Annotated in this window: 23 protein-coding genes; 14 read left to right on the top strand and 9 right to left on the bottom strand. The window is 53.2% G+C overall.

The annotated features are described in order from the left end of the window. Nucleotides 1-154: 154 nt before the first annotated feature. Both AB1L42_RS06180 and AB1L42_RS06185 read right to left on the bottom strand, forming a co-directional pair. On the bottom strand, nt 155-3,481 hold the full coding sequence (locus tag AB1L42_RS06180; RefSeq protein WP_367052486.1) for an SNF2-related protein: 3,327 nt from the start codon (nt 3,479-3,481) through the stop codon (nt 155-157). A gap of 381 nt (nt 3,482-3,862) precedes the next feature. Continuing rightward, nucleotides 3,863-4,957 carry a hypothetical protein gene (locus AB1L42_RS06185; RefSeq protein WP_367052488.1) on the bottom strand — a complete coding sequence of 365 codons (1,095 nt, stop codon included), beginning with the start codon at nt 4,955-4,957 and terminating at the stop codon, nt 3,863-3,865. A gap of 293 nt (nt 4,958-5,250) precedes the next feature. Between AB1L42_RS06185 and AB1L42_RS06190 the strand changes: the two genes are divergently transcribed. After that, complete coding sequence (locus tag AB1L42_RS06190; RefSeq protein WP_367052490.1) at nt 5,251-6,030, top strand: endonuclease/exonuclease/phosphatase family protein; 780 nt, start codon at nt 5,251-5,253, stop codon at nt 6,028-6,030. 110 nt (nt 6,031-6,140) lie between these two features. Here AB1L42_RS06190 and AB1L42_RS06195 read toward each other — a convergent pair whose 3' ends face one another. Further along, nucleotides 6,141-6,590 (bottom strand): DsrE family protein, encoded by a 450-nt coding sequence (locus AB1L42_RS06195; protein ID WP_367052492.1) that lies wholly within the window; start codon nt 6,588-6,590, stop codon nt 6,141-6,143. Nucleotides 6,591-6,908: 318 nt separating this feature from the next. Here AB1L42_RS06195 and AB1L42_RS06200 point away from each other — a divergent pair, with 318 nt between their 5' ends. Next, complete coding sequence (locus AB1L42_RS06200; RefSeq protein WP_367052494.1) at nt 6,909-8,003, top strand: phytanoyl-CoA dioxygenase family protein; 1,095 nt, start codon at nt 6,909-6,911, stop codon at nt 8,001-8,003. Nucleotides 8,004-8,107: 104 nt separating this feature from the next. Here AB1L42_RS06200 and AB1L42_RS06205 read toward each other — a convergent pair whose 3' ends face one another. Then, nucleotides 8,108-9,091, bottom strand: coding sequence for a Gfo/Idh/MocA family oxidoreductase (locus AB1L42_RS06205; protein ID WP_367052496.1), 984 nt, complete (start codon nt 9,089-9,091; stop codon nt 8,108-8,110). A 310-nt stretch (nt 9,092-9,401) separates the two neighbouring features. Between AB1L42_RS06205 and AB1L42_RS06210 the strand changes: the two genes are divergently transcribed. The 3 genes from AB1L42_RS06210 to AB1L42_RS06220 all read left to right on the top strand — a co-directional run bounded on the left by AB1L42_RS06210 (nt 9,402) and on the right by AB1L42_RS06220 (nt 11,687). Further along, entirely contained in the window at nt 9,402-9,830 is a 429-nt protein-coding gene (locus AB1L42_RS06210) for a hypothetical protein (protein WP_367052498.1), read from the top strand. A gap of 176 nt (nt 9,831-10,006) precedes the next feature. Next, nucleotides 10,007-10,675 carry a hypothetical protein gene (locus tag AB1L42_RS06215; protein WP_367052500.1) on the top strand — a complete coding sequence of 223 codons (669 nt, stop codon included), beginning with the start codon at nt 10,007-10,009 and terminating at the stop codon, nt 10,673-10,675. Nucleotides 10,676-10,721: 46 nt separating this feature from the next. After that, nucleotides 10,722-11,687, top strand: coding sequence for a hypothetical protein (locus AB1L42_RS06220; RefSeq protein WP_367052502.1), 966 nt, complete (start codon nt 10,722-10,724; stop codon nt 11,685-11,687). Nucleotides 11,688-11,836: 149 nt separating this feature from the next. Here the strand turns inward: AB1L42_RS06220 and AB1L42_RS06225 are convergent, their stop codons facing one another. After that, nucleotides 11,837-13,033 (bottom strand): DUF1501 domain-containing protein, encoded by a 1,197-nt coding sequence (locus AB1L42_RS06225; protein ID WP_367052504.1) that lies wholly within the window; start codon nt 13,031-13,033, stop codon nt 11,837-11,839. A 321-nt stretch (nt 13,034-13,354) separates the two neighbouring features. Between AB1L42_RS06225 and AB1L42_RS06230 the strand changes: the two genes are divergently transcribed. The 3 genes from AB1L42_RS06230 to AB1L42_RS06240 all read left to right on the top strand — a co-directional run bounded on the left by AB1L42_RS06230 (nt 13,355) and on the right by AB1L42_RS06240 (nt 15,708). Next, complete coding sequence (locus AB1L42_RS06230; protein ID WP_367052506.1) at nt 13,355-14,311, top strand: HAD family hydrolase; 957 nt, start codon at nt 13,355-13,357, stop codon at nt 14,309-14,311. Nucleotides 14,312-14,440: 129 nt separating this feature from the next. Beyond that, a complete protein-coding gene (locus AB1L42_RS06235; protein ID WP_367052508.1) occupies nt 14,441-14,929 on the top strand; it encodes a 3-hydroxyacyl-ACP dehydratase FabZ family protein in 489 nt (162 codons plus the stop codon). Nucleotides 14,930-14,991: 62 nt separating this feature from the next. After that, nucleotides 14,992-15,708, top strand: a complete 717-nt coding sequence (locus AB1L42_RS06240) for a DUF1080 domain-containing protein (protein WP_367052510.1) — start codon at nt 14,992-14,994, stop codon at nt 15,706-15,708. A 91-nt stretch (nt 15,709-15,799) separates the two neighbouring features. Here the strand turns inward: AB1L42_RS06240 and AB1L42_RS06245 are convergent, their stop codons facing one another. Continuing rightward, nucleotides 15,800-16,309, bottom strand: a complete 510-nt coding sequence (locus tag AB1L42_RS06245) for a hypothetical protein (RefSeq protein ID WP_367052512.1) — start codon at nt 16,307-16,309, stop codon at nt 15,800-15,802. 453 nt (nt 16,310-16,762) lie between these two features. On the opposite strand from AB1L42_RS06245, the gene AB1L42_RS06250 reads away from it, so the two are divergent. Both AB1L42_RS06250 and AB1L42_RS06255 read left to right on the top strand, forming a co-directional pair. Beyond that, nucleotides 16,763-17,563 (top strand): peptidoglycan recognition family protein, encoded by an 801-nt coding sequence (locus AB1L42_RS06250; RefSeq protein ID WP_367052514.1) that lies wholly within the window; start codon nt 16,763-16,765, stop codon nt 17,561-17,563. Further along, on the top strand, nt 17,529-18,254 hold the full coding sequence (locus AB1L42_RS06255; RefSeq protein ID WP_367052516.1) for a hypothetical protein: 726 nt from the start codon (nt 17,529-17,531) through the stop codon (nt 18,252-18,254). Before AB1L42_RS06250 ends, AB1L42_RS06255 begins: the two co-directional genes overlap by 35 nt. Before the next feature lie 192 nt (nt 18,255-18,446). Here AB1L42_RS06255 and AB1L42_RS06260 read toward each other — a convergent pair whose 3' ends face one another. The 3 genes from AB1L42_RS06260 to AB1L42_RS06270 all read right to left on the bottom strand — a co-directional run bounded on the left by AB1L42_RS06260 (nt 18,447) and on the right by AB1L42_RS06270 (nt 21,971). Then, complete coding sequence (locus AB1L42_RS06260) at nt 18,447-20,180, bottom strand: Nramp family divalent metal transporter (RefSeq protein ID WP_367052518.1); 1,734 nt, start codon at nt 20,178-20,180, stop codon at nt 18,447-18,449. A gap of 179 nt (nt 20,181-20,359) precedes the next feature. Then, nucleotides 20,360-20,668, bottom strand: a complete 309-nt coding sequence (locus tag AB1L42_RS06265; protein WP_367052520.1) for a hypothetical protein — start codon at nt 20,666-20,668, stop codon at nt 20,360-20,362. A 127-nt stretch (nt 20,669-20,795) separates the two neighbouring features. After that, nucleotides 20,796-21,971, bottom strand: coding sequence for a DUF6268 family outer membrane beta-barrel protein (locus AB1L42_RS06270; protein WP_367052522.1), 1,176 nt, complete (start codon nt 21,969-21,971; stop codon nt 20,796-20,798). A gap of 430 nt (nt 21,972-22,401) precedes the next feature. On the opposite strand from AB1L42_RS06270, the gene hemG reads away from it, so the two are divergent. The 4 genes from hemG (at nt 22,402) to nuoK (ending at nt 26,360) form a co-directional block, all read left to right on the top strand. Beyond that, nucleotides 22,402-23,862 (top strand): protoporphyrinogen oxidase, encoded by a 1,461-nt coding sequence (hemG, locus tag AB1L42_RS06275; protein WP_367052524.1) that lies wholly within the window; start codon nt 22,402-22,404, stop codon nt 23,860-23,862. 186 nt (nt 23,863-24,048) lie between these two features. Next, nucleotides 24,049-25,338, top strand: a complete 1,290-nt coding sequence (gene nuoH, locus AB1L42_RS06280; protein ID WP_367052526.1) for an NADH-quinone oxidoreductase subunit NuoH — start codon at nt 24,049-24,051, stop codon at nt 25,336-25,338. Continuing rightward, nucleotides 25,338-26,030, top strand: coding sequence for an NADH-quinone oxidoreductase subunit J (locus tag AB1L42_RS06285; protein WP_367052528.1), 693 nt, complete (start codon nt 25,338-25,340; stop codon nt 26,028-26,030). Before nuoH ends, AB1L42_RS06285 begins: the two co-directional genes overlap by 1 nt. Before the next feature lie 18 nt (nt 26,031-26,048). Beyond that, nucleotides 26,049-26,360, top strand: coding sequence for an NADH-quinone oxidoreductase subunit NuoK (nuoK, locus tag AB1L42_RS06290; protein ID WP_367052530.1), 312 nt, complete (start codon nt 26,049-26,051; stop codon nt 26,358-26,360). Nucleotides 26,361-26,431 lie beyond the last annotated feature (71 nt).

Genomic DNA, 26,431 nt, shown 5'->3' on the forward strand with positions numbered 1-26,431 from the left:
TCGCCACAACGATTCCTTTTTGTGTTTCTCAACACGTTCAAAACCACGAAGTCGGCGTCGGCCAACCGTCGTTTTGTCAGAGCCGAGGATCGATTATGTCCGCGCGAAGCAATGATCTCCAGGACTCGCAACGGCTGCTTGGCCGATTCGTCGATTAGGAGAGCAACAGTTCGAGGTCTTCGGTTGTCAGGTCTTTCAACGGAGCATTGTCCGCTTCGAGGATGGCATCCGCGAGTTCGCGTTTCTTCTGTTGCAGGTCGAGAATCTTCTCTTCGACGGTGTCTCGACAGATCAGTCGATACGCGAAAACTTGATTCTTCTGTCCAACACGGTGTGCACGGTCGATCGCCTGAGCTTCAACTGCAGGGTTCCACCATGGGTCGAGAAGGAACACGTATTCCGCAGCTGTCAGGTTCAAACCGAGTCCCCCAGCTTTGAGCGAAATCAGGAACACCGAAGTGTCTGGATCGTTCTGAAACTGATCGACAACATCCTTTCGCTTGCGGGTCTGTCCGTCGAGATACGCGTACTTGACGCCGCGTTTGTCGAGGTGCTTTTTCACGATCGACAACATGCTCGTGAACTGTGAGAAGACGAGCGACTTGTGACCTTCCTCGATCAGTTCTTCGAGTTGAGGGCAAAGCGCGTCGAGTTTCGCGTAAGCGTCTTCTTCAGCTCCGCGATCCAGCAGGGCAGGGTGACAGGCAGCCTGACGCAGTCGCAATAATGCCTCAAGGACATGCATGCGAGATTTGCCCATACCCTGTTTCTTGACCAGGCCAAGCAATGAGTCTCGGTAGTGGTCGCGGAGTTCGGAGTACAGTTCGCGTTGGCGTTGCCCCATTCGGCAGTAAATCGTTTCTTCGAACTTGTTGGGCAGTTCCTTCGCCACTTCGCCTTTGGTTCGTCGCAGAACAAACGGGCGAACACCTTGCGAAATCAACTGGCGCGATTTCGGATTCGCTGAATCGACTGCGTGAGTTTTGAAGATGGCACTTCGTCCGAGCATCCCCGGATTGAGGAACTCGAAGATCGACCACAAATCGCCGAGGTGGTTTTCGATCGGCGTACCACTCAATGCGACGCGGTTCTGGGCACGAATCAGTCGCGAGGCTTTCGCTGCCTGCGAAGATGCGTTCTTGATTGTTTGAGCTTCATCGAGAACCGCGTAATCGAACTGAATGTCCTTCAGCTCCATGATGTCGCGACGCAATGTTCCATAGGTCGTCAAGACAACGTCGGTCTTTGGAATGTCCGGCAGGTGTGCCGACCGCAGGGGACCGGTGTATTCAACGAAGGTCAGATCGGGAGCGAATTTTTGCAGCTCCTGAACCCAGTTGAACATCAGTGACTTTGGAACGACGACGATCGACGGAATTTTCTCTTCGCGTTTGGTAATGCGATCCTGCATGAGGGCCAGCATCTGAACCGTCTTTCCGAGACCCATGTCGTCCGCAAGACATCCCCCGAATCCGTACTCCTGAAGGAAGGAAAGCCATCCCAATCCTTCTCGCTGGTACGTTCGAAGTTCTCCGCGGAAGTCCTCCGGTTCACGGCGTTCGCGAACGCCTTCAAATGTCGAGAGTTTGGATCGAAGTTCCAGATAGCGCTCATCGAAGTCGACAAATTCCTGAGCTGAAAGCAGTGCGTCGACGAGTCCGATTTGTGTTGTCGAGAAACGCAGACCTTCCTCGTCAGTTGTGCCGAGTCCCGCCAGAATGCCGTATTGCTGAAGCCATTCCTCCGGCAGAATTCCGAGCGAACCGTCGTCGAGGCGAATCGTTTGGTCGCCGCGAGTCAGGGCTGCCAGAAGCTCTGGGAAGTTCGCTTTTTTTCCTTCGAAGTCGACGTCTGCTGTCAGTTCGAACCAATCGATGCCTGAGCGAACGTTGAACTTCACCGCTCCCGGCTGTCGGACTTCTTTCCCGTCCGCTTGAACTTCCCAACCGTCGGCGACAAGTTCGCGCACAGCGCGTCCGAGTTCGCTCACGGGGATATCGACGTCATGTGCACTTTGTCGATGTTCAACGAGTCGGCGGAATCCGAGTTCGTTCAACTTCGACCAGCAACTCGATTCGCGTTGTTGATCGCGAAGCAGGCAGCGACCTTCGTCGCGCTGAACGATGGCCCATTGCAGGTTAGATGCAGAGACCTTTGTTCCCAAGTAATCGAACTCGATCGTTCCGTGGATGCGTTCGTGCTTCCAACTCCGCTGTTTTGGAGATTTGAAGATCAGACGCGGATTTGGAGTCGGCCGGACCTCTTCGAGTTGCAACTCTTCAGGCAAGTCGAGTTGCGGAAGCGTCGGCATATCGAGAATCCAGTCGACCAGATCCTGTTGTTCACCGTCTTGCGCGACCATCTTCTGATCGGCGGTCAACATCGGCACCCAGTCGAATGCCCCGAAGTCTTCGAGGCGATAGATCATCTCTTGAGTGGCGACCAGACCTCCCGGCAGCAGGAGTTCGCAATCGTCGAGTTTGAGTCGTTCGTCGTCTCGACGGACTTCCCCTTCCAGCCTCCAGGTGTCGTCTTCTTCGCTCTGGTTGAGAACCAGGCAAAGCTTCCAGGGATTTACGCTTTCCCAGTTGAGCGGCGGCCGTTCTTTTTCCGACTCGTCGAGATACCGCAGGCGATTTGATTTCGCCATCAATGGAAGAATCAGTTCGCACAGTTCGAACGGAACGCGGTAGCGGAAGACGGAAGTCTGAAATTCCGCCTGTTGTGCCATCCATCCGGTACGTTCTGGCGTTCCCCCAGCGAGAAACGCGAGGATCTTCCGATCGTCTGCGTGTTCGATGTCTTCCAGACGACCGGGGCGCAACTTCAGTGGTTTCAGTTTTCCCCACTGACCGTTGCTGCGTCGTTGTCGCTGCGAAGTTTGAATGATGAGCTGTTTTGATTTCAGGCTTTCTTCGACATCGATCTCGAAGAAGATCTCTCTCTCTTTGGAATCCGCAGAGGCCGGGCCGCGCGACTGAGTCGGCATTTCCGAACGCAACGTCTGCAGCTTCGACTCCCACTCGCGAACTTGGCGCGGAGCAGGTTTCGTCGCTGTCTGTGTGGTGGTTTGCGTCGTCGATTTCGTAGGCCGGAAGATTTCGTTGACGTCGATATCTTCGTCCCACTCGTCGAGCAGATGGCTCGGCTGATACAGAACTTCAGCAGCGAATGGCGGGATTGATCCGGCACGGGGAACGCCGGTCAGGTAGTCACCCTCGTCGACGGCGAGAATGGTCGCCCAAAGATGTTTGCATGCCGGTTCTTTGGACTGAGCGTCACCGACACAGGAGCAGAACATGCGAAGTTCATCACCTTGTCGGCTGAGATGTGTCTGGTATTCCACACCATCTCGAACAGCGCCGTGTAAATCGTCGGGAGTGACTCGGACGATCGAAACGCGCTCCGCCTGAACGTAAGCCTGTCCACGAAAGCGGATGTCTCCGCGAAACTTATTCTCAAGAAGTTGTGCCAGCGACACAAACCCCTCCCTGCCTAGCTTGGTGTTCCGCTGAGAAATGAACTTGTCTGAAGATCAGTTTCCCGCGACTCAATGATCCGAAAATACAAATCGCCCGAAAATCGAGCGCTTCCTCTCAGCCTACTGGAATCTCATTGTTGAGTGCCAGACTGTCTGGAAGAGAAATTGAAAGCATCCAGAATCTCGCATGCTTCCCTCTCGGGAATGCGCCATCCCAAATGCCGAAGAGAGTGATTGTATCGCCCGAACGCTTTTTCGACTCTGACTATTCCAAACTTTTTGTGTCACAAGTGAAAATGCCAACAGCCTGCCGGGAAATCCAGGCAGGCTGTTGGAAGATTCTGCGAACGAAATACTGTTGAGAATTGATGTCAATCCTGATTAAGGAAGCTCGACAGTTTTCAAGTTGAGTTGTCCGCCATCATCGATGAGAACGACAGCGTGTGTTGAATTGAGTTTGTCGAGTTCGACAACGTTCTGCCAGCTGGAAACAGTTTCGTAAGTTTGTCCGGCAGTTCCGCCACCTTCGACTCGTTCGGTCAGACCTTCTGATCGTTCAATGTCATTGGTGCTGATCTTCATCACTCCGCGAGCGCTGTTAGTGAGCAGCAGGTACTGTTCGCCATCTTTGGTGTAGACGATCATGTCGAGAGGACGGTTTCGATTTCCGAGCTCAGCGACGGTTGTTCCTTGAATGCGATCAGAAGAGTCGACTGCTGAGATTGGGAATTTGACGAGCGGTGTGCAAACGAAACCAGCCAGCAGGTTTGGTTCTCCATCAATCACGAATGGCACGAAAGTTCGGATGGCTGAAGTGTCCTCTGATCGTCCGTGTGCTGCGTGATAGATTTCGAGGCTGGCGCCTTTGTCCGCTTTGTTGAATGGGAAAACCATTGTGCGGACGCCAGAAGGCGAGTCACTTTTTCGAAGCCCGGAGACAATGATTTCTCCATCGACAAAAGCAATGTCTGTGATGCTGTCGTCCCGCAGGTTTCGTTGTCGTCGGCCGTCGCCCACAACTGCATCTTCAGGAGCGTCTGTCAGTTCTTTTTTAGCGAAGTGAACTTTGTCGAGAGAGACAACTTTCACTTTGCTGTTGCTGACACTGATCAGGACGGGTCCTTTGCCTTCGACGGTCGCCAGAAGAAACGCATTTCCGGTTTCAGGATTGACCGCCAGGTCATTCACTGTGACTGCATCGGCGGAAGCACCAACTGCAGATGCGATCGCGTCTTTCACTCCATCGAGGTCGTGTTCGACTCCGGTTGGATCACCATGGCTGTCACCAGTTTGAATGGCGAAGACAGCTGCCCCTTTGGGATCACCGATGAAAAGGATTCCGCTCGGCCCAAAGGTCATTGGTCCGGCGGACTGAATGTCAGGAGTTCCTTCCGACAGGCCGTAGAGATCAGCCGCTGAGGAAGTGGCTGCAACGAAATGCAGCAGCACAGCCAGTGAGAGAAGTGTACGAACCATGAGTACCATCCTTACTGCGATTAAAGACAAACCCGCGCGACGACTCGATGATACCCATGTCAAGATCAGAGACTCAAACGTCCATTGATGGGTTTTTGCATGTTCTTCTGAAACTGTTAATATCATCAGACAAGCTTCATTCGTAAGAATGATGTTCCCGGAGAGTGTTCCGACTTCTCACTCAACTCCATGAGCTCGACCAAAATATGACCCGAATAACCATTGGCGCAATGTGTTTTCTCATCCTGACCACCTTCTCACTTCAGGCCGAAGATTCGACTGCTGTGAGAGTGATGAGTTTCAACATTCGGTACGGGACCGCCAATGACGGGGATCACGTTTGGGACAACCGAAAAGAGTTCGTCGTCGAGACGATCGAGGCTTTCGCTCCAGATCTGCTTGGAACGCAAGAGACGCTTAAGTTCCAGAAAGACTACCTGCACGAACACCTTTCCGAATATCATGTCATCGGAGTTGGGCGTGATGATGGTCAGGAGGCAGGTGAAATGATGGCTGTCTACATTCGCAAATCACGATTTGAAATTCTCGACAGCGGTCACTTCTGGTACAGCGAGACACCGAACGAACCGGGTTCGAAAGCGTGGGACACCAGTTTGCCCCGCATGGCAACGTGGGTGAAATTGAGTGATCGAGCACAAGACGGACGAACCATCTGGTTCTTCAACACTCACTTCGATCATCGAGGAAGCGAAGCCCGTCGCGAATCCGCATCGCTGTTGCGCAGAATGGTCTCGCAACTCGCTGGCAAAGATCCAGCGATCATTACCGGCGACTTCAATGCTCCTGAAGGCAGCGATGTCTACAACAACCTCTTCGAAGGAGAGACTCCGATTCCGTTGACCGATACGTATCGGAGTTTCCACTCGGACTCAGATGAGAACGCCGGCACTTCCGGAGGTTTCACACTTAAGGATCGTGGAACAAGAAGAATTGACTGGATCGGATGCTCGAAACAGTTCTCGGTTCTGTCAGCGGAAATCGATCGCACCAATCGAGACGGAGTAACTCCCTCAGATCACTTCCCAGTCACAGCGGTTCTGCAACTGAAGTAGTAGATTCTGGAAGCACGACGATTCATTGCGAGCAGTCTCCGACATCCATCTTGTGGAATACAACAATGATGATGTCGGAGACGTTTTCGTTTCGTAATGAATGTCAGCGATTAAAACGTGAGCACGTGCGTCTCGGGATCTTTGATGAAGTCGGTCAGTGGTTTTCCCATCCCTTTGACTTCGAGGCCCAATTCCCGCAGTCGGTCTGCGACTCCGTATGAGTCGGCGCAAACGACACACGCTTGAAGGATCACCCCATCTTTCTGCAGTTCTTGTATTTTGCTTTGCAGGTCTTTGTCAGCTGCGAGCAGTCTGGAGCTTGGGCCCCAGACGATCAGTCGAACTTCGTCAAACCATTTCGCTTTCTTAGCAGCTTGTGCATACATCAAGACCATTCTATGAGCGACTTCCGGATCGGAACTCGTCCAGACAATGGCAAGTTTACTCGCAGAAGCAGACTTCTCTGGCACAGGTGTTTGTGCCTGGACCTCGCCGATGCAACAGAGAATTGCCAAGCATAAAATGGATGCGTACGTCGCCAACGAATAATTGCTCTGCACCGTAGTGCTCCTCCAAAAGGTTTCTTGAGCGATTCCGTTATTGAGCGTAACAAAAGTTTTCTGAAGCGGCGCTCATCCGTTGTGGCGTTTCAATTGCCGTTGAAGTCCAAAGTGTTGAGACGTTCAGGCGGCGAACGGATTTCCCCAGATTTTGATTCCAGCCGGAAGAAATTCGGGAAACTGGTCTCGGAAGAATTCCGGTTTTTCCGATAGTATCACGGAGTCACCTGCTCAATTTCCCAATTTTCGGGGAATTCATGTTCGACGGTGATTGAAGGCGGCACATTTTGCCGCAGCCTCTTCGGCAGGAATTCAAGGATGAATCTGAAGCCCAAAATTCGACCTCTTTGGCAACGAGCACTGGCAATCCCAAGCTTAGCTGGTGTCATGGGATACAAAGCGGCCGGACTCCCAACGTTCTTTCTCCCACGTGCGCTTCGTTCCATTATTAACAACTGGCACTATTCGCAATTCTCAATGTTGCTGAAGTCCGGTTTGACTCGCGCTTACATTGATGAACCATGCGAGTTCAAAGTGCCGGAGAAGGTGACCCCGAAGGCGAAAGTCGCTCCCGAATTTCAGCTGAGCGAAGATCAACTGAAATCCTTCTACGAGAACGGATTCATTGGTCCATTCGACGCGTTTACCCGCGAAGAAATGGCAGATTTCCGTGAAGAAATGCTTCGAGAAGAAAAAGCCGTCTCTCCAACATACAACTTCGTGACTCCACGCGATCCGCATTTCCATATGCCTCGCGTCTGGAGCTACATGAAGTCACCAGCGATTACAGAGCGAGTGGCTCAGATTCTCGGTGAAGACTTGCTCGTGTGGCGATCGCAGTTCTTCTACAAGGGACCGAAAGCGCCTGCAATTCAGTGGCATCAGGCCAGCACGTTCATGGTTGAAGACTATCTCGACCCAGCCATTTTCCCACCAAACCTCAATGAAATGTTTCAATTGACCGTTTGGGTGGCCGTCGATGACTCCACTTATGAAAACGGATGCATTGAGTTCTTGAAGGGCTCACATGAGAAAGTCCGAACGATCAAATTCGGCGGACAGGACGGCTTTTACGAAGCCAATTTCACGTTGGAACACGATTACCCTTCAGATCGCATCGTGAAGCTTCCAGTGAAGTCGGGACAGTTCATCATCTTCACCGAACGCTGTATTCACGGTTCCGGTCCGAACACCACCGATCGCCATCGCCTGGCGTTCAACATGCGGGTGATCCCGTCCAATGTCCCGGTTTACACAGATAAAGAAAAGTACCGCTCAGTCTACAACGGTGGAAAATACTCGTTGAAGAACTGGGGAGTCTCCGTCCTCCGCGGCGAAGACAAATACCAGTTGAGCCGCACTCGACAGCCACAAACAGTTGAAGAAGCTCAACAGCAGCGACGTGCTGCTTAGGCGGTTCTGTAGAACTGCTCGACGAAATCGATCAGCCCGTGTGCAGGCATCTGCACGCGGGCTGTTTCTTTGTGGCAATGAACCATTCTCGCTGAGCGGTCTATTTACCGGGACTCACGTGCGACTTTTAGAATCGAGTCCATAACGCGCATGTTCTTCAGTCCATCTTCGGCCGGGGCGAGAAGTTCTCCGTTCTCGATCGAGCGGTGAAAGTGTTTGAGCTGGCAGGCGTATTGGTCGTCATTTGGGCAGGAAACGACTTCAACCGGGCTGTCTCGCTCTGCTGATCTCCACAACTCAAACGTTGGTTGTTCACCGGGCTGAAAAGCGGGCTCGACGAGAATTCGTCCGTCGTCTCCGACGAGTTCGAGGCGGCACCGGAACGGGGCTTCGAAGCTGCAATCGATCTGCGCCTGGACTTCTCCAGGAAAAGTCAATCCGATTCGCATGGTCATGTCGACACCAGTCGGCCACCAGTGAGCAGCTGCATTGATGTCGGTTGGCTCGGAGCCGGTGAAGAAGCGGCTGGCGTTGACTCCGTAACAACCCAGATCCCACATCGCTCCTCCGCCACGGTCGGGATTTAGTCTCCAGTCACTCCGATCGATGTTGAAGGAGAAGTTGACGGTAATCAGTCTCAGATTGCCGATCTCTTTGCTTTCAATGAGTTTGCGTATTCGCAGCGCTCGCGGATGAAGTCGCCACATGAATGCTTCCTGCAAGATCACTTTGTGATCTCTACAGGCCTGTGCCATTTCTTTCGCCTCTTCGATGCTGGGAGCGAGTGGTTTCTCGCACAGGACATGCTTCCCAGCTTGTGCGGCAGCAACTGTGAGCTGCCGGTGCTCATCTCCTGTTGCCGGGATGTAGACCGCATCGATGGAGTCGTCAGCGAGAATCGCTTCGTAGGAGTCACTTGAAGTGACACCTTCGACTTTTGAAGCAACTTCGTCAGCCACTCCGGGGCGTTGACTTGCGACGACCACCGACCAGTGTTGTCGACACTCTGAGAGGGCCGGCAGAATTCGCCGAGTAACAATGCGACCGCATCCGAGGATGCCGAGCTTGAGGCGGTTTTGAGCGTCCATTGGAGAACCCTTTGCGGCAACTGGGGTGACTTTAACGGTTGCGCAGAGACTGCGAGTTGAGTGGTTCGTGAGGGTTGTGCGTCGTCTTTAAGTCGTTTGAGAGCCTCATATTCGGAAAACACGGACGTTTCGGTGGAACGTACACGAAATGACTCATTGACACGATCGTTGCTTGCCGAAGTTGAGATTGAGCCACTCTCTATTCAATCCTCGCGGTTGGCCAGTCAGAGCGGCCGGAATTTTTCAACAAACCGAAATCTCAGCACACGGAGTGCTCAGTTCGTTTCGGTGAGAACACATGGAGGGTGAAATGTTCTCAATGACGTTCAAGACGACTGCGATTCTGCTCGCAGCAGCTGCGTTTAACAGCGCGCTGGCACAAGATGTTCAGTCAGGCGGCCCGGCACCGGGACAGACCTATCCACAGCTGAATGCACCGTTGTATCCAAGTCCTGTCCAGCACACACCGTACTGGAATGGCGGAACAATCGTGACGAACCAGGCACTGGCGCCTCACGAGATGCTCTATCCACACACCTATCGTGCGGTCTATCCACCTTACTACTACAAGGTCAAAGGGGGATGGATCTGGACTCCATTCGGAATGCGACAGCACGAAGAAGTCAAACTTCAGGGAACAGAAGTGACTGTGAAGTATCGATCACACTTCCCGCTGTTCTCTGGATTCAAAGTCCCACGTAACGATCTGAGCTTGATCAACTGCGGACCACGCTGGTAACCGCAGCAGCCGGACTGCTCGCACGGCCCGCACCGTGCTGAGCTTTCCACTGCACGCGATCCGCAGTTCCGAGTCGTTCTCACTTAATGAAAAGTGCCAAATTCCGGCAACAGGGCTCCATTGGGAATGCCTCCAGCTGGTGAATTGGACTAACCCTTGACCCAGGAAAACGAATCATGTTGACTCACGTTCGCAATTGGAGTCTGCGGTTATTCGCCGCCAGCCTCGTCCTTGCGACCTTGCCCGTTTCTGCCGATGACGCTGAGGGTGTGGTTCGCATTTCACAGACAAACACGCCAGGTGTTGTTCGGATTACCGACGCAGCACAATCTGAGCAGGTGCTTCGAGGTCAGTCTGCCGAGTACGATTCCGCGCAGGAAATCGAACTCGTCGGACACGCTCGTCGGTGCCAGCACGGTGTTCCCATGGGAGCCTACAACTGCCCGACATGCAGCCCGGAAAGTCCTTGCAGCTGGTTGTCGTGGAATATGCAGTTGTGCTGCATGCGACACCACCAGGCCTGTGCTGTGTTGAAAGAGTCTTGTCGTGAAGATTTGAGAGAGAAGTGCGCGTTCTTGCGATGCAAGTTCGGCTACTTCTGCCCAAGCGGTGGTGACGGATCGGGAGTTGCTCCGATCGGTTGCTACAAGATGGTCTATCCCGTCAACCCGTACCATTTCGACCCACGAGATGGAAATGTCTACGCCGCTCCTGGATACGGTGGACCGGTTTCCGTTCCACTCGCGCCTGTCGTGGAAAACACCTACAACTACGGTTGGGGAGTTCCATCGAGCCGTCTGACACGGGTTGCACAACCTCTCTCTCCAGGAGTTTCAGTTCGCTGAATAAGAGCGATCACTGAACTCTGAATCTTCGAACAGGATCATGACGATGACTCAAAAACAAATATGGCGACACTGCCTCCTCGCCGTCGCAGGAGTGCTGTCGATGTCCTTTGGAGGAGTCTCCGCACAGGACTTTGACGATACCGGAGTTGTCCGGATTACGGATATGGCTCACGGACAGATCATGCAGAGCAGCTGCGATGTCCTTGGGTGTGACATGAACGGCAACGCCTGTTGCCCCGGTGCAGGTTGCGATCTGTCCGGCACCGGCGCTTGCGGAGCAGGGATGCTCGGCAATGGAGCTGGTTGCAACAGCGCTGGTTGTTATGGCCAGTGCGGCAACGGAGCTGGCTGCAATGGAAAATGCGGCGGGATGTGTGGCAACGGCGCGTGCCCGAACGGAATGTGCGGAAACGCTTGTGGATATGGCGTCTGTGGACTGTGCCCATTTGGTGGCCTCTGCGGAGGCGGACTTTGTGGTTATGGATGCGGACCTTGCCAAGGACGTTGCAGCCAGACTGTGCGAAACATCCTTTGCTGGCTCGATCCATGCAGCAACGCCTGCACTCACTCGCCAAGCCATGGCTTCCGTCCACCAACGAAGCAGCCTTACTCGGCGATGCCAGTGTCATACCAGCACAACTACCCAGCTTGCTGGAATGGTGGAGTCGCAAGCGGCTACCACGGACACCGTCCTGCGGTTTACATGCCGACAGACACGACTCAGTTGGGGTACTACTACCAGCGAGTTCCGTTCTGGACTCCACGTCCAGGGATGATTCCTCCTGCGATGCAACCAGCTGAGTGGCATCAGTACGGAAATCCACGTGGCTACGCCCACGGAAATCAGTACGGATACGCAGGCGAGTACTGTCCTCAAAATGGGACTGTCATCGATAGCGTGGAAGTGAACGATGCCAACGAAATTGCTCCGACTCCACCAGCAGCGTCTGGGTCGAATGAGCTTGAGCGATCAGCCAGCAATCCAAACTTGCTGCCTGTCGTTGAATAAGGTGAATTAACGCGATCACCCTCCGTTGAGGGGCAGGGGTCCACTTGGATTCCTGCCCCTTTTTTATTTGGAGCTTTTCACAGTGGCGGTTTGGGGAGAACGGGGCGCAGATTTCCTCACGACGAGATCGGAGGGTTTATGAAGAAGCTTCAGCACGAAGCTGTCAGAGAACTTTCCATGCGTGGTGGAGACCAGACGCGATATCCGGGGAGTTCGATCGATTCATTTTCATCGACTCCGAAGTAATTGCAGATCAAACCCGGAAGATGATCGAGAGGGATGGGATCGTTGCTGATGGATTCTCCAGTTGAGTCACTCGCTCCGATCACTTGTCCTCCCTTCAATCCACCTCCAGCGAGGAATCCGGAAAAGACATGAGGCCAATGGTCTCTGCCAGATGTCTCGTTGATCTGCGGTGTCCGCCCCATCTCGCCCGCACTGACAACGAGTGTCTGATTCCACAAACCGGTGTTTTTAAGGTCATCGATCAGACCGCCAACCGCTCGATCAAATCGGGGGCCGAGTTCATCACGATAGGTGAAGACTGTTGCTGGCGATGTCTTTCGGCATCCATGAGCATCCCAGGTGAGTTGCCCCTTCAGGTCTTCGAACGTGTGAACTTCGACGAATCTCACGCCTGCTTCGACAAGCCGGGCAGCCGTCCATAACAACTCCCCGAAGTGCGTCTCTCCGTAAGCACGTTTTGTTCGGGCAGAGTCTTGAGATGAACTTTCCTCGAGAACAAACCCTCGCTGTCGGATGTCCTTCAGAGTTGGCAATCGCAACTTGGTAGGAGCATCATTGGGAGAGGTCTCTTCGGTTTGATCTGTGTTGCTATCCGATGTTGATGTTGTCTTCGAAGCGAGATCTGACTGAGAAACGCGAACGGCCAGAGGGACCGTTCCATTGGGACGCAATACTTGACTGAGTGCGATTCCAAGTTCGAGAGGGTATTGTCCCTGACGAGTGTGATCTCCCGTTAGAAGCAGTTGGAGACCCGTCTCATGAATCGGGGCTAGGTCGTGATACAACGATCGCAGCACGACCAGGTCTTTCGCTCGACGGGCCAGCTCCGGGAACGACTCTGCAAAGTGAACTCCGGGGATTTCTGTGGCAATGGCTCGACTGGGGCCGCGAATTTCTCGCGGAGCATCAGGTTTGGGGTCGAGCGTGTCGAGATGGCTGGCTCCGCCGTTCTGAACGATCTGGATGACAGCATGTGGCTGCGATCGCTTTCCGGCGAAGGAGTCTCGTAACGAAGCTGTGGCGAGACTGACACCTCCGACGGCGAGAAAATTTCGACGGCTGACTGGGTTCGACGGTTGTCCTGAGGACTTTTGACTCACGCGATTCCTCCCGTCCGGAGCTGAAGTGTGTCGACTCTTTTCAATCGCACAGGGTTGGCTTCCTCGGACCGCAGTCAGATGGTCGCTCAAGCCTGAAATAGGTGACAAGACTCGACAATTTCGGTAGTTTAGCAGCTGCAAACTGAAAAAGAACAGTTGAATCCTGCGAGCAATTCGGGCCTGTTCACCGAGGTCCGGCAAGTTCCCTTCAGGCAGAGTGTCGCTGCGGATCACTTCGCAGTTCTCGCAATCGAATAACTGTTCTCAGCACCGGACTTCACGACATCTTCAGCTGACACATGTGGAAGACGATCGACACCAATGGGAATTTCGCTCAGTGCTTATATCGATGAGTTGCACGGTCGTTCGGATTTGATCTGGCCGAAGCCGGCTGATGCCAAGCCGATGAAGGCAACTCCGTATTTGAAACCACTTCCCGAGGTGAAACTCGTCACTTGGTCACTCTACGGCACGCTGCTGGAGATCGACCACGGCAAGCTGCTGCATCATCATCCGCAGGAAATCCGGATGCAGATTGCTCTGGAGAAGGTCATCAAAGAATTCAATATGTGGAACAGCATGACCCGGCGGCAGGGGCAGCCGTGGGAAGGGATGCTGATTCTCTATGATCGATTCCGGGAAGACCTCGAGATGGTCTCTTCCAAACACAAGGGAGATTTTACGGAAACGGACTCGGTGAAGATCTGGTCCAAGATCCTCGATCGGCTCAAGCAGAAAGATTACACCTGGGATGCTGGAAAATATGGCGACCAGGAAGAGTTCGCGCTGAAGATTGCGTATTTTTTTCATGCAAGTTTGCAAGGAGTTCAAGCAGCTCCAGACGCGCAGCCCATTCTGGCCGAGTTGACGAAAGAGGGCGTTTTTCAGGGTCTGCTGGCCGATGCACAAGCGTTTTCGCTGGCGCAACTCAAGCATGAGCTGTCGCTGCAGGGGCGGTTTTCGTCGGTCGCGGAGATGTTCTCTCCGGAATTTTTCTTTCTGTCCTATCAGGAAAAGTTGCGGAAACCCTCACTGACTCTCTACAAACGCCCCAAAGAAGTCTTCAAGAAGCATGGAATCCTTCCGGAACAGGTCTTGCATGTCAGCCATCGTTTGAAGGACGATCTGGCGATTGCGAAGAAGTCTGGTTTTCGCACCGCGTTGCTGGTGGCCGATCAGACGTGTCAAGTGACCGCCGAGGAGGTGCGTCATCCCGATATGAAACCGGATCGGCTCCTCACGGAGGTACGTCAAATCCGACAGATCGTCGGGAGGTAAGTCAGTAGTTGCCGAAAAACGTTGTTTGAATCGATGAATGTTTTGAACAGAAAAGCGACGATTCACTAGTTTTTGGGACACTTCAAGGATTCAACAGTCGAACACAGTTTCATCACGGATTAGACAGAGATGCCGGCACAGCCATTATTCGATTACACGCAATTTAACTACGACAAGCCACTTCTGGACCTCAATGAAGTCCGTAAGGTCAATCCTCAACGTCATGAGATGGAGCAGTTGACCGGAATTGTTCACATCGATCGCGAACAGCACGGCCTGGTCGGTTTCAAAGAAGTCTCAAACGACGAATTCTGGATCAAAGGGCACATGCCCGGTTTCCCGTTGATGCCCGGCGTTATGCTGTGCGAGGCAGCTGCCCAGCTCGCTGGGTTTTATGCCCGAAAATACGATCTTCTCGGAGCGGGGGACTATCTTGGTTTCGGTGGAATGAACGACGTGCGATTTCGGCGTCCCGTTTATCCCGATTGTCGTTTGATCATCTGCGCGAGGATTCTCAAAGTTCGCCCGAAGCGGCTCGCCGAGTTTGAATTCCAGGGGTTTGTCGACGACAAAATGGTCTACAACGGGACCATGATTGGTGTTCCCATCAGTCGATAGTCGAAGTTTGCAATCCCCGGGTATTCACGATCAGTCTTTCAAGTTCAACGACGGGAACCGCGATGCGATTAGCCATGATTTTTGGGATCATTTTTGTCGCGACGAGCGCATTGGCTCAGGAGAGTGACGTTCAGCATCCCAAGGCTTTCATCGACGGAACCGGCGACGGATGGGTGGAACTGGGCGAAGATGATTTCGCTCCCGTGAATTGCGATCCGGAGACATGGAGTTTTCGAGACGGCAAGATTTTCTGCACGGGCACTCCAATTGGAGTTCTGCGAACGAAGAAGCAGTACAAGAACTTCGAGTACGTCCTCGAATGGTGCCATCGAGAATTTGGCGGAAACTCAGGAACCTTTGTCTGGGTCCCGGAAGCAGCTGTCACTGACTTGCCGAAGAACAAGCTTCCGCCGGGCGGGATCGAAGTTCAAATTCTCGACCACGGATACGCGGTCAAGTATCAAGAACGGACCGGAAAAGAACCGGACTGGTTTTCTTCCAATGGAGACGTGTTCCCAGTCGGCACGTCGAAGATGAATCCGTTTCCACCTCTCAGCCCAAATGGGGCTCGCAGCTTCCCCAGCAAGAATCTGAGCAAAGGCGTGGATGAGTGGAATCACTACTACGTTCGGGCAATCAATGGAGAAGTCCGTTTGTGGGTGAACGGAGAAGAAGTCTCCGGCGGTAACAACTGCATTCCCAGCGAAGGCTACTTGTGCCTCGAATCGGAGGGGGCTCCGATTGAGTTTCGCAACTTCCGCATCCGGGAATTGCCATAAGCTTAGCCGCTTCTGGTCTGCTGATCAGAAAGGCTAACTTGCCTGACGTGCTGCAATTCAAAGTGTGCGCCAGCGTGCGATGCGATGGGCACTATCGTTTTCTGAATACGTAAGCAGCTGTCAGAAGAGCTGCGACGGGCAGGCTGATCCAGATCCAATAATGTGGTCCGAAGACGACGGTGGCGTTCAGGATCATGAACGCAAAGACTCCGTGCACGGTCCAGAAATAGGATCGAGGAATGCGGGCTGATTCGACCCCGCGAGTCCACCAGCGGAGGACATCGTAGATCCAGAAGATCGCGAACGCGTGGTTCACGTAAATGCCGCCGCCCCACTCAACTCCAATGACTTTCGCGGTCCGCTCTGCTGTGTGCTGATAAGCATGAGCATGATCGAAGTGATGAATGAACGCGAAAGCGAAGCTGAGGTGAGTCAGGAAGAGCACGCACCCGATTGTCCACAAAACTCGGGCGCGTGACTGGCTGTTGTGATCGGGCGCAAGTGACCCGGACCGCAAATCAATCATGACGCGAAGCAGGTAGCAGACGACCATCAGTCGGGCGGTCCAGTGGACAACGACAAGGGCAGCGTCTTCGGTCATGAATGGTCAGGCAGTTGGAGCACTTTTGTGTCAGGCAGGCATCGATTCGCACAAACGAATCGGTCGGACAGGCTGAGCATTCAGGTCGCAGGTCAGTCTGTGGCAATTCGCATTTCGGAGCAATGAAGATCATAGCTGTGATCTTCTGCGTGATCGATCGAATCGTCAAAAATGTGATTGCCTGCGAGCAGCAATAGTTCTCGTTCTTTCATTCTGGGCGAACGAATCATTGGTGCGTTCAGTAAGACTGGTTCATTGTGTTTTTTGATGCTGTGAAGTGAAAGTTTCTCCATTCATTGTCGCATTCTCGATTTAGGTTTGTAAGTCTTGCACCCCGGGCGTGTCAGATCGTGACACGTAGGGCAATCGCTGCCGATTGTTAAGAATCGATCGCGATGGCTGAGGGATCCAAGTTGACATCGCTCCCGAAGGCTACGTACAAACATCCCAGGCATGATTCACTTTTCGAGAGTTCAACGTTTGTTCCCGATCCTTGCGGTGACCGTGCTTCTGCACTTTGTTGCGGTGTTGGGTTGCGCAGATCCGCCCCGTCCAAGCACTGACATTCAGCTGGAAAAGGCAATCGATCAGACGAAACATGAAGTCGAAGATCGTCAGCCAGAACCTGTTGCAGAAGAGACGATTCTCAACCTTGAAGTGAACCAAGCGACGGAATTGAAAGCCTGGAAGTTTGTGATCCTGCATCACACAGCGACACAGTCGGGAAGTGTCCAATCGATCCACGAAGCGCATCAGCGACGAGTCGATTCCTCAGGGAATCCGTGGAAGGGAATCGGTTACCATTTTGTGATTGGAAACGGGCAGGGAATGGGCGACGGGGAGGTTCAGCCGACCTTTCGCTGGAAAGAACAGATCAGCGGAGCACACGCTGGAATCCGGCAGTACAACGACTTTGGAATTGGAGTGTGCCTCGTCGGAAATTTTGAAGAGGCTGGCCCCACATCTGCACAAGTCGATGCAGTCAGCCGACTGATTTCAGAACTCAGAACGCAGTTTGGAATTCAAAACGATCAGATCTTGAAACATGGTGACTTGAAGGCCACCGCATGCCCGGGACGGCATTTTCCGTTTCAGGAAATTGTGTCGCGACCGATTGCCAGACGGCCGGTTCCCAACGACGCACATCATTCCCGAACGATTTCGGGATCCACGGAGGTTATCAAAAATGTGGTATCGGTCCTTCGAACAACCCAGAGAAATGGAGTCGCTCGGGAACGGACTTCAAAGCCCTAGCGGCCAGTCCGGTGGCCAGCTTTCCGTTCATCGCCGATTCAATGCTGCCAGAATCGCCAGCCTGGCGGTCGATCTCAAATTCTCGACATATTTCCCCGAGAACTACACCGAGGGATATGCTTACCCGCTGATTGCTTACGTTCACGATCATCATCGATCCGAAGCGGATCTCGAAAGATGGTTCCCAGCCATCAGCGATCAAAACTTTATGGCACTTGGAGTGCGAGCGCCCTTTCCGCATCAGCTCGGATTTCCGGGAGAGTTTCAGTGGAAACTCCATCGTCCGGATGCTTCTCTTGCGACTGTTCGAGATTGCGTTCGTGCTGCTCAGTCAGAGTTCAACATTCACACCGATCGCGTCCACATTCTGGGCGAAGGTGAAGGAGCAGTTGTCGGGCTCCAACAACTAATTTTGCAGGACTCCAGCGAATACGATTTGACACGTGTTCGAGGCGTGATTTGCAGCCGACTTCCCAAGCGATGGACTGAGTTTCTACCGCCGTTGCGAAGCAGTCACTCAGGACGTCTTCTGATCCTCGAAGAAGTCAACGACGCAGAAGGTCAGGCAGCTTTGGATGCTCTTGGGCATGCCGGTGTTGAGATCACCGTCTATTCCGCGCACTCAAAATTCTCACCTGTCGAGATGGTCAATCATTGGGTGATGGCCGGCATCAGTACAGTCATCTTTTGACCCTGTTTTCCGGCGATTTCGTCACCCGTCGAAACGTCATTCTTCGAATGCGCTCACGGGCAACTGCGATCCTGAAATGACTGTGCTTTTGTGGCATCTTCAGTTCTGGTTTGCATTCACCCCGCACGAGCAAGCGCAGCCTGTTTTTGGGTGAAGTAGTACAAGCGAGTGCACAGGCAAGAACAACTTGCTCTACAGGAGTTTCTGGATCTGCAGGTAAACGCCCCAGACACCGGCGACGAGCAAGCCGAGGAACGAGAGAATCAGCATTAAGTCCCACAGCTTGCTGGGTGCAAGTCGCGGATCAGTGGATGTGTACCGAAAGTAAAGGGCTCCGAGTCCGATCATCGGGAGCATTGTGGCTTGCATCATCCCCGATAACAAAACAGCGGAAGCAGGATCGATCCCCGTCCAATGCAGCGCCACGCACAGAATGGGAAGGACGACGCAAAATGTCGTTAGAGTTCTGTCGTGAGCTTTCTGATCATTGCGGGGGATAAATCCGAAGATCTTCATCGCGTCGGTATACATTCGGGAGTGACCCGCATTGGCGACGAGAAACGTTGAATAGAGCACAGCGATGGCTCCTCCCAGAAAGAGCCACTTGGCGTACGTTCCGAAGACTGGAACATATGCGGATGCCAGCGTGCTCACCATTCGCATTCCGCCGGGATCGCGTCCTTCTCGGTAGAGGACAGCTACGCCCATCACAAAGAATGCCATCGTCGCAATTGTGTAGACGACCATGGACAGAAATGCATCGTAGTGCATGACCTTCATCCAGCCGCGAGCGCGCGTCACCCAATCTTCATCGTTCGTGCGTTTTCCGGTGTAGCGGGCATACCCTTTCTCGATACACCAGTAGGGATAGGTGATCAACTCAGTCGCTCCGACTCCGATGATTCCGAAGGTCGCCAGCGCTGTCGCCAGTGAATCCCATTTGTCACCCGTCTTTAGAGTCTCTCCCCACCGAGAGAGGACTTCCGAGGACGCCAGTGAATCCCAATTGTAACCGGTCTTCGGGAGACCGAACGAGAAACCTGTCGCGATATCGTCCCACGACAAGGCCCATTCTTTGGTCATTTGAAGCGAGGCAACATTTCCAATTGTGATGAACGTGAATGCAATCACGAGAACTGTCGAGATGTTCTGGATGACGCTGTAGCGTCCGTTGTAAAGGAGTGCGACCGTGATCAGTCCGACGATCAATGCCCAGAACTTGTCGTCCCAGGTGTGCGGGTCTTTAAGTGTTTCGCCAGCTTTGACGGCTTCGAGTGCTTGAGTTCCCCGTTCGCCCAACTCTCCGAGAGCATCGCCGATGCGCTTGTGGCCGAGTTGAATTCGAGTGAGCTCTTCCTCAGGAACGTCGGTCAACTCCACAGTTTCGCTGTTGAGAATCTCAGTCCATGCGAGATAGGAAGCAATTTCGCTTTGCTCAGGGACAGCAATGGCTTCGCGATAGTCTCCGGTGAAGGGAATCGCAATCGCGAGGGACTGACCCACTCCACCGACGATCCCGCCAAGCTGCGCGATTCCGGCCAGCATCATGAAGAACCAGAACCAGATGATCCAGTTGGCTGGTCCCATGCGGCCCGGGACACGATTCAATGCATTGAGCGTGGTCTCTCCATTGCAGATGGAATAACGCCCGAGTTCAATCTGAACGAAGACTTTGATCAGGCAGCCCACCACGATGAGCCACAACAGAGCGATGCCCGCCTGAGCACCGGTTTTGGTCGTCGCGATCAACTCTCCCGATCCAACGATGCTGCCAGCAACGACAAGTCCCGGACCCAATTGACGCAGAATTCCGCCGAGTGTTTTTGGCGGGGGCAGAGTTCCTTCATTCAATTCCTGGTCGAATTCCGGCGGGACCGTATCAAGGGGCTCTGTCTCAGGAAGATTAGATGCAGGATCAATGGCCATTATTCTCAGCAATCAGAAACAAGGTTGCACGACTACTGAGACTTATAACCAGATGTTGATTTGTCGGCAAACAGGTCTGTTGATCTCAGCGGAGACCTTCGTCAGATCAGAGAGCGTGCGACCGTTCTGTGACGATTGGAGAGATGAAAAGTCGTGAGGCCGAGTACCGTGCTGCTTCCTTAGAATATCCACAGCCGAACGTACCAGTTCAGCCAGTCTGCGAGAGCGGGAATTTCTCCAGCGAGAACCCAGAGTGGGCGATAGAGCACTTCGATGAAATGGAATCCGTCGACGTCTTTGGCTGCAATCCACTGCCAGTACATGGGCCCGATCGAGAGGATGTAGAATCCGACGATGATGATCATCTGTTCGATGCTGGCGACAAGTGGATGCGTGGGCGTCTTCGTTTTTGCGGCCGTCTGATCGTCCTTCGTCTGGCTCTCTGGACCAGAGATTGAAGGCTTCAATTCGGTTTCAGTGTTTTGCATAATCGATCAGCAGTTGAAGATCACCCGTTGACTTTCTTATCCCATACCGCGATTTCGATCGCAAGATCGTTCTTCCTCAGCCCAAGCAGTTCTTGCGTCGAATGTCGTCGAAGAGATTCTGCGCGGGTCAGTATTTCAGGCCGACGCGAACCATTCCGGAACTGCTGAGATCAACCTCCGGCTGATCCGGGTACTCAAGCGATCGATCGAAAACGTACGCTGTCTCCAGGAACCAAGTCAGACCTTCGGGGTTGGACTTTTCATATCCAAGTGCCAGTTTGAGGTCGTTGTAGGTGACGATGGTGTCTCTTCCGCTTCGTTCCTGAATCGCCCAGGTTCCGCCACCAAGTTCGCCACCCAGATAGACGAAGTTCTCTGCTTCGCCGCACTTTTCAAGCACGTATTTAATACGAGGCTTGGGGAACATGATCTCAAACGTCAGATTTGGAGTCGACTGCGGAGTCCAGATGGCCCCGATAGCAGGCAGTGCCGAGATGTCTTCCCTGTCGAGGTAAACAAATCCGAACGCGTATTTCAGGAATTCGGATCGTTTGTAGAAGAGCAGTGCGCGACCGATCACTCGAAATGCGTCAGAGGAAGTATTGTCGAAATCGGTGTAAAGCCCCGGAGCTACCCCTCCGAAGAACGACCACTGTTCGTTGAAGGGGAGAAACAAGGCAATATCGACGGCGGTGTCGTAGACGTTGGCCGGAAGGTCGATTGAGTCGGGACGGTCGACAGAGTGCCACGCGAACCGCGGGCTGACTCGCAGCAGCGGAAAAGCATTTGGAAAGATCTGCGTTCCAATTTCCAGGGATGTGAAACCAACTCCATCTTCCGAAGCGGGAATCACGCTGGTTGTGAACAGGTGTTTGTTCCAGGTTGTTCCGAACAGCGAGAATTCCTTGGCGAACCATTTGGAATCGTTCGTCGGCGGACAACACGGATCGCTTGTCAGCGAGGAAGGATGATGTGTGGAATACGGATTCGGAACAGCATTCAGTTGATCTCTTGGATTTGGTGGGAAGTCCGAAGGGATCAGGTCAGGAACTCCTCCGATCGCAACATCAACGGGAGCATTTTCCAGTTCTGGAATGTCATCTTCTCGAGTCGCTGGAGATGCAGAACTCTGGCGAGTGTTGGCAGCAGCTCGGTTTGGATCGTAGACAAGCTGTGACTGATACTGCTTGAGTGCGTGTTGCGGAGTCCACTCAGCTTGAGATTCTTCGGCGCGGGAAACGGATTCACCCGCAATCGCAAATAGGCTTCCCATGACAAGCAGAACGGCAATTCGACGTTGCATGATGCACTGCGTTGTGGTTGGGGAACAAGAAACCTCCAGCCGACTGCGAATGTGGGACAAATCGCATCGTTCCATTGCTCTCGACGGAACTTGATCCGTTCGATGAGGGGAGCGTTGACGAGCGCGAATCGATTCAAGCTGGAGATCGAGATCGTCTTGTTACCTTTCTATCGGCAATCACGTCAATTGTTGTACTGCGAACTGAGGAGTCCGCACGTGGCAATCGGCGAGAAATGCGTGTTCCAGAAGTTGTCCGTGGAGACCATGGTGGCAAGAATACTCATTCGTCGGGGGAGGCCGATCGCCTGAATGAGGTTGCCGATTCCCGAAATGAGAGCGGAACAGAGAGTTCGATGAACCGACCGAACCCTCAAGCCGTTCCGTCTCAGCGATGCAAAAAACTCGTTCGCACTCACGAACTGAAACTTCCATGAACGACTCGGACTCTTCGTCATCTTCACAATCAGACGTCCCCGCGAAAGAAATCGCCATCATCGGTGCGGGGATCAGCGGTTTGGCGACTGCTTACCGTCTGATTGAACTGAGTCAGGAAAAATCTCAACCTGTCAAACTCACGCTGTTTGATGCTGCGGAGCGAATCGGAGGAGCATTCGGGACCGAGCAGATCGGGGACTACCGAATTGAGAGAGGAGCGGACTCGTTCGTCACCAATAAGCCATGGGGAGTTCGCTTGTGTGAACGCCTGGGAATTCAGGATGAGTTGATTTCGACGAATTCTGAGTTTCGCCGGTCACTGATTCTGCGTCGGGGGAAACCGATCGAAACACCGGCGGGCTTTCAATTGCTCGGTCCAGCTGAGTTGTGGCCGATGATCAAGTCGCCGCTGCTGTCGCTGCCAGCCAAGCTGCGCGTCGCGCAAGAGGTCTTAGTTCGTCGAAAAGCCAGTAACGAAGATGAAAGCCTCGCGAGTTTTGTTCGCAGGCGATTCGGGCAAGAGTTGCTCGACAATATTGTGCAGCCCATGGTGGGTGGGATTTATACCTCTGACCCGGAACGGCTTTCGCTACAGGCGACACTGCCACGCTTTCTGGAACTCGAAGCACGGTACGGAAGCGTAATTCGCGGTCTTCGAAAGCAGAAGCAAGATTCCGGTCCGGCGAGTGGTGCCAGGTACGGACTCTTCGTCACTCCTGCGAATGGAATGCAGCACTTGCTCAACACCTTGCTGGAGAAGGTCGAAGAGAAAGCAACGGTTGAACTGGGGACTAAGGTGAGCGAAGTTCGTCCGGATGGCGGTCGAATTCGAATTGAGTTTGAAGAATCGCCCCCTCGCACCTTTGACGCAGTTGTCATGGCGTTGCCTGCCTATCTGAGTGCATCAATTCTCGAGTCAGCCAGTCCGGAGCTTTCTTCAAGCTTGAGTGAGATTGACTACGCGAGTAGCGCGATTGTGGTTTCTGGTCATCAGCTTGACGACATTGAGCATCCGCTTGATGCGTTCGGGCTCGTGATCCCGCATCGAGAGCGAAGGCGGATTCTCGCGGTTTCATTTCTGAGCCGAAAGTTTCCCGATCGCGCACCTGATGGGCGAGTCGTTCTTCGCACCTTCGTCGGAGGAGCAATGCAGCCCGGCGAGGTGGAGTTTTCCGATGATCAGATCATGGACACAGTTCAGATCGAGCTGAAGTCAATTCTGGGAGTGCGCGGAAGACCGGACTTCATGAAGATTGTCAGATACAATCGTGCCATGCCTCAATACGAAGTTGGTCACTTGCAACGGGTTGAGCGTATTCGCAGTCAGGTTGATGAGCTTCAGGGAATCGCTTTGGCGGGGAACGCATTTATTGGCGTCGGGATTCCAGACTGTATCAAAAGTGGTGAAGAGGCAGCTGAAAAGGTCTGGGCAGATTCTTTCCAACCTCAGCAGTAGTGTTTGATTCGGGCGAGTCTGGGAAACTCTCTTCCCAACACCGGAAACGGCGATAGGGTCGCTTGAAGTCACCTGTCGCATCTGTCATAACTCTGGACTTCTGTTGGAGATTGACTCGCTGAATCCGTGCTGACGCAGAGAATTTCCTTCTCGAAGTGGCTGCAGGACTCGAACAGGCACCGTTGAATGAATCCCTTTCTCTTGGCAACATCAATCGAAAATTGGATTGACTCGGTCAGTTTCTGGCCCTTGTCTGTGTTGCCTGCTGCGGTTTGGGCAGCGATTGTCCATACGACACTCGTTGGCCTCTTCTTTGGTCTTCCGGCCTTTGTCTTTATCTGGGCAGAGCGAAAAGTTGCCGGTCGAATTCAGGACCGATTGGGACCGACGCGAGTCGGCGGCCGGTTCGGTTGGCTGCAGTCTCTCGCCGATGGTGTGAAGCTGATTCAGAAAGAAGATCTCGCTCCAAATGCCGCCGACGTGATGCTGTTTCGGCTGGCTCCTTACATTGTTGTGATTGCAGCTTTTTCTGCATTCATGTTCCTGCCATTCAGTGCAGGTCTCGTCGCAGTTGCAATGGATGCCGGGTTGTTTATCGCTCTGGCAGTCCTCTCTTTGGAGGTTCTGGGAATCGTGCTCGCTGGCTATGCGAGTGGTTCCAAGTGGTCTCTGTTCGGTGGAATGCGTGAAGCTGCCCAGATGGTCAGCTACGAAGTTCCACTGGGGATTACCGTTGTCATTCCAGTGGTCGTAGCTGGGACTCTGAATCTCGGAGAGATCGGTGCCCTGCAGTCAGGCGGAATTCAAAACTGGTTGATTTTCAGTAGCCCGTTTGCGTTCCTCGCCTTCTTTGTCTTCTTCACAGTCACACTCGCCAGTAACAAGCGGGCCCCATTCGACCTCGCGGAAGCTGAGAGTGAACTCGTCGGTGGATTTCATACTGAATATTCCGGAATGCGATGGTCGTTCTTCTTTCTTGCTGAATACGCAAGCATGTTCTTCGTTAGTGCACTGGGAGCACTTCTGTTCCTCGGTGGCTGGTGGACGGGGATTCCTCCGCTTGATGACTGGTTGCTTTCGACTGCTCAAACTTCTGTCGGCGGTGACTATCTTCTTCGAGTCTTCGGGTTGAAAGTGCTGATGGTGAAAGCGGCAATTCTGGTCTTTGTGCAGATCTGGATTCGCTGGACTTTGCCACGACTACGAATCGATCAGGTGATGACCACCTGCTTGAAATATCTTGTGCCGATGAGTTGCTTCCTGTTCCTGGGGGCTGTGATGTGGCCACTGATTCTGGCAGCTGCGATCGGACAAACATCGATCTGGTCACCAGTTGGTGATCGGATGCCACGTTCGCCACGTTCTGGGGAGCCTCAGGTTTCCGCTGAAGTTGAGGGGGACGAAACGGCAATGATTCGATGGAATGATCGGGACTCTCTCGTGACAGCGGGTCTCTCAACGGGAGAGGCAGAATAATGTCGACAGTACTGTTTACGATCTATGCTCTCGCTGCCTGCGGGGGCGCTCTGGCTGTCGTCCTGAGCCAAAATGTCGTGCGAATGGCTTTCTGGCTGGTGATCTCTCTGAGTTCAGTGGCTGGTTTGTTCTTTCTGCTCGGTGCCGATTTTGTCGGAGCGACACAGCTTCTGATTTATGTTGGCGGCACAGTTGTTCTGCTGATCTTCGGGGTGATGCTGACGTCAAGCGGTCCTTACGGAACGATTAAAAGTCAACCTGCTGAAGTTGTTCAGGCAGGAATTATCGGGATGGCCTTTCTGGCTCTCGTTGCTTCCACAGTTTTGTCTGTGAACTGGCAGGCGAACGAAGAGCGTCTCGCGAATGCAGCACATCAAGCTGCCCATGACCATGGTGATCATGGTCATGTTCATGAGGGCGAAGATGGCGCTATTGAGCGTGGCTACAATCCTGACGAATCTGGAAACACAACGCGAAGTTTGGGAACAGCGCTGTTGGGCGTGCGTTTCGACAAGGATCTTTCGCTGGAGTCTGAAGACGGTTCCGATCACGGACATACTCATGGCAACCATGAAGTCAGTGCCGGATATCTGTTGCCGTTCGAGATCGTTTCCGTGCATCTGTTGGTTGTCCTCGTCGGTGCTGCCTATCTGGCCCGTGCCAAGCGACGTGTCGACGTTGAGAATGCTTAACAGCAGAGGGAGAACATTGTGGAAAACGTCGGTCTGGAAATGTTTCTCGCTGTGTCCGCGGTCTTATTCGTCTGCGGTGTGGTGTGTATGACCACGAAGCGAAATGCCATCGGTGTTTTGATGGGCGTTGAGCTTGTGCTGAATGGGGCAAATCTCAATCTCGTCGCGTTCTCTCGGTATGGATCGCTCGGGCTTGATGGGCAGGTGATGTCTTTGTTTGTTATCGTTCTGGCTGCTGCCGAAGCAGCTGCGGCGTTGGCGATTGTTCTTGCGTTCTACAACAATCACATGACCGTCGACATCGATCAGGCAACCGATCTACAAGGATGACAAGGCACTCCCGTCATTGCTTAGCTGTAGTGGCGATGAAGTGTTCCTGCGACTGAAACAGTTTTTACTGA

This window comes from Thalassoglobus sp. JC818 (assembly GCF_040717535.1).
Classification (GTDB): Bacteria; Planctomycetota; Planctomycetia; order Planctomycetales; family Planctomycetaceae; genus Thalassoglobus.

Coding starts and splice junctions, on each gene's coding strand:
- AB1L42_RS06185 (WP_367052488.1), bottom strand. CDS start 4,957: ATGGTTCGTACACTTCTCTCACTGGCTGTGCTGCTGCATTTCGTTGCA.
- AB1L42_RS06190 (WP_367052490.1), top strand. CDS start 5,251: ATGAGTTTCAACATTCGGTACGGGACCGCCAATGACGGGGATCACGTT.
- AB1L42_RS06200 (WP_367052494.1), top strand. CDS start 6,909: ATGAATCTGAAGCCCAAAATTCGACCTCTTTGGCAACGAGCACTGGCA.
- AB1L42_RS06205 (WP_367052496.1), bottom strand. CDS start 9,091: ATGGACGCTCAAAACCGCCTCAAGCTCGGCATCCTCGGATGCGGTCGC.
- AB1L42_RS06210 (WP_367052498.1), top strand. CDS start 9,402: ATGTTCTCAATGACGTTCAAGACGACTGCGATTCTGCTCGCAGCAGCT.
- AB1L42_RS06215 (WP_367052500.1), top strand. CDS start 10,007: ATGTTGACTCACGTTCGCAATTGGAGTCTGCGGTTATTCGCCGCCAGC.
- AB1L42_RS06220 (WP_367052502.1), top strand. CDS start 10,722: ATGACTCAAAAACAAATATGGCGACACTGCCTCCTCGCCGTCGCAGGA.
- AB1L42_RS06230 (WP_367052506.1), top strand. CDS start 13,355: ATGGGAATTTCGCTCAGTGCTTATATCGATGAGTTGCACGGTCGTTCG.
- AB1L42_RS06235 (WP_367052508.1), top strand. CDS start 14,441: ATGCCGGCACAGCCATTATTCGATTACACGCAATTTAACTACGACAAG.
- AB1L42_RS06240 (WP_367052510.1), top strand. CDS start 14,992: ATGCGATTAGCCATGATTTTTGGGATCATTTTTGTCGCGACGAGCGCA.
- AB1L42_RS06245 (WP_367052512.1), bottom strand. CDS start 16,309: ATGACCGAAGACGCTGCCCTTGTCGTTGTCCACTGGACCGCCCGACTG.
- AB1L42_RS06250 (WP_367052514.1), top strand. CDS start 16,763: ATGATTCACTTTTCGAGAGTTCAACGTTTGTTCCCGATCCTTGCGGTG.
- AB1L42_RS06255 (WP_367052516.1), top strand. CDS start 17,529: ATGGAGTCGCTCGGGAACGGACTTCAAAGCCCTAGCGGCCAGTCCGGT.
- AB1L42_RS06260 (WP_367052518.1), bottom strand. CDS start 20,180: ATGGCCATTGATCCTGCATCTAATCTTCCTGAGACAGAGCCCCTTGAT.
- AB1L42_RS06265 (WP_367052520.1), bottom strand. CDS start 20,668: ATGCAAAACACTGAAACCGAATTGAAGCCTTCAATCTCTGGTCCAGAG.
- AB1L42_RS06270 (WP_367052522.1), bottom strand. CDS start 21,971: ATGCAACGTCGAATTGCCGTTCTGCTTGTCATGGGAAGCCTATTTGCG.
- hemG (WP_367052524.1), top strand. CDS start 22,402: ATGAACGACTCGGACTCTTCGTCATCTTCACAATCAGACGTCCCCGCG.
- nuoH (WP_367052526.1), top strand. CDS start 24,049: ATGAATCCCTTTCTCTTGGCAACATCAATCGAAAATTGGATTGACTCG.
- AB1L42_RS06285 (WP_367052528.1), top strand. CDS start 25,338: ATGTCGACAGTACTGTTTACGATCTATGCTCTCGCTGCCTGCGGGGGC.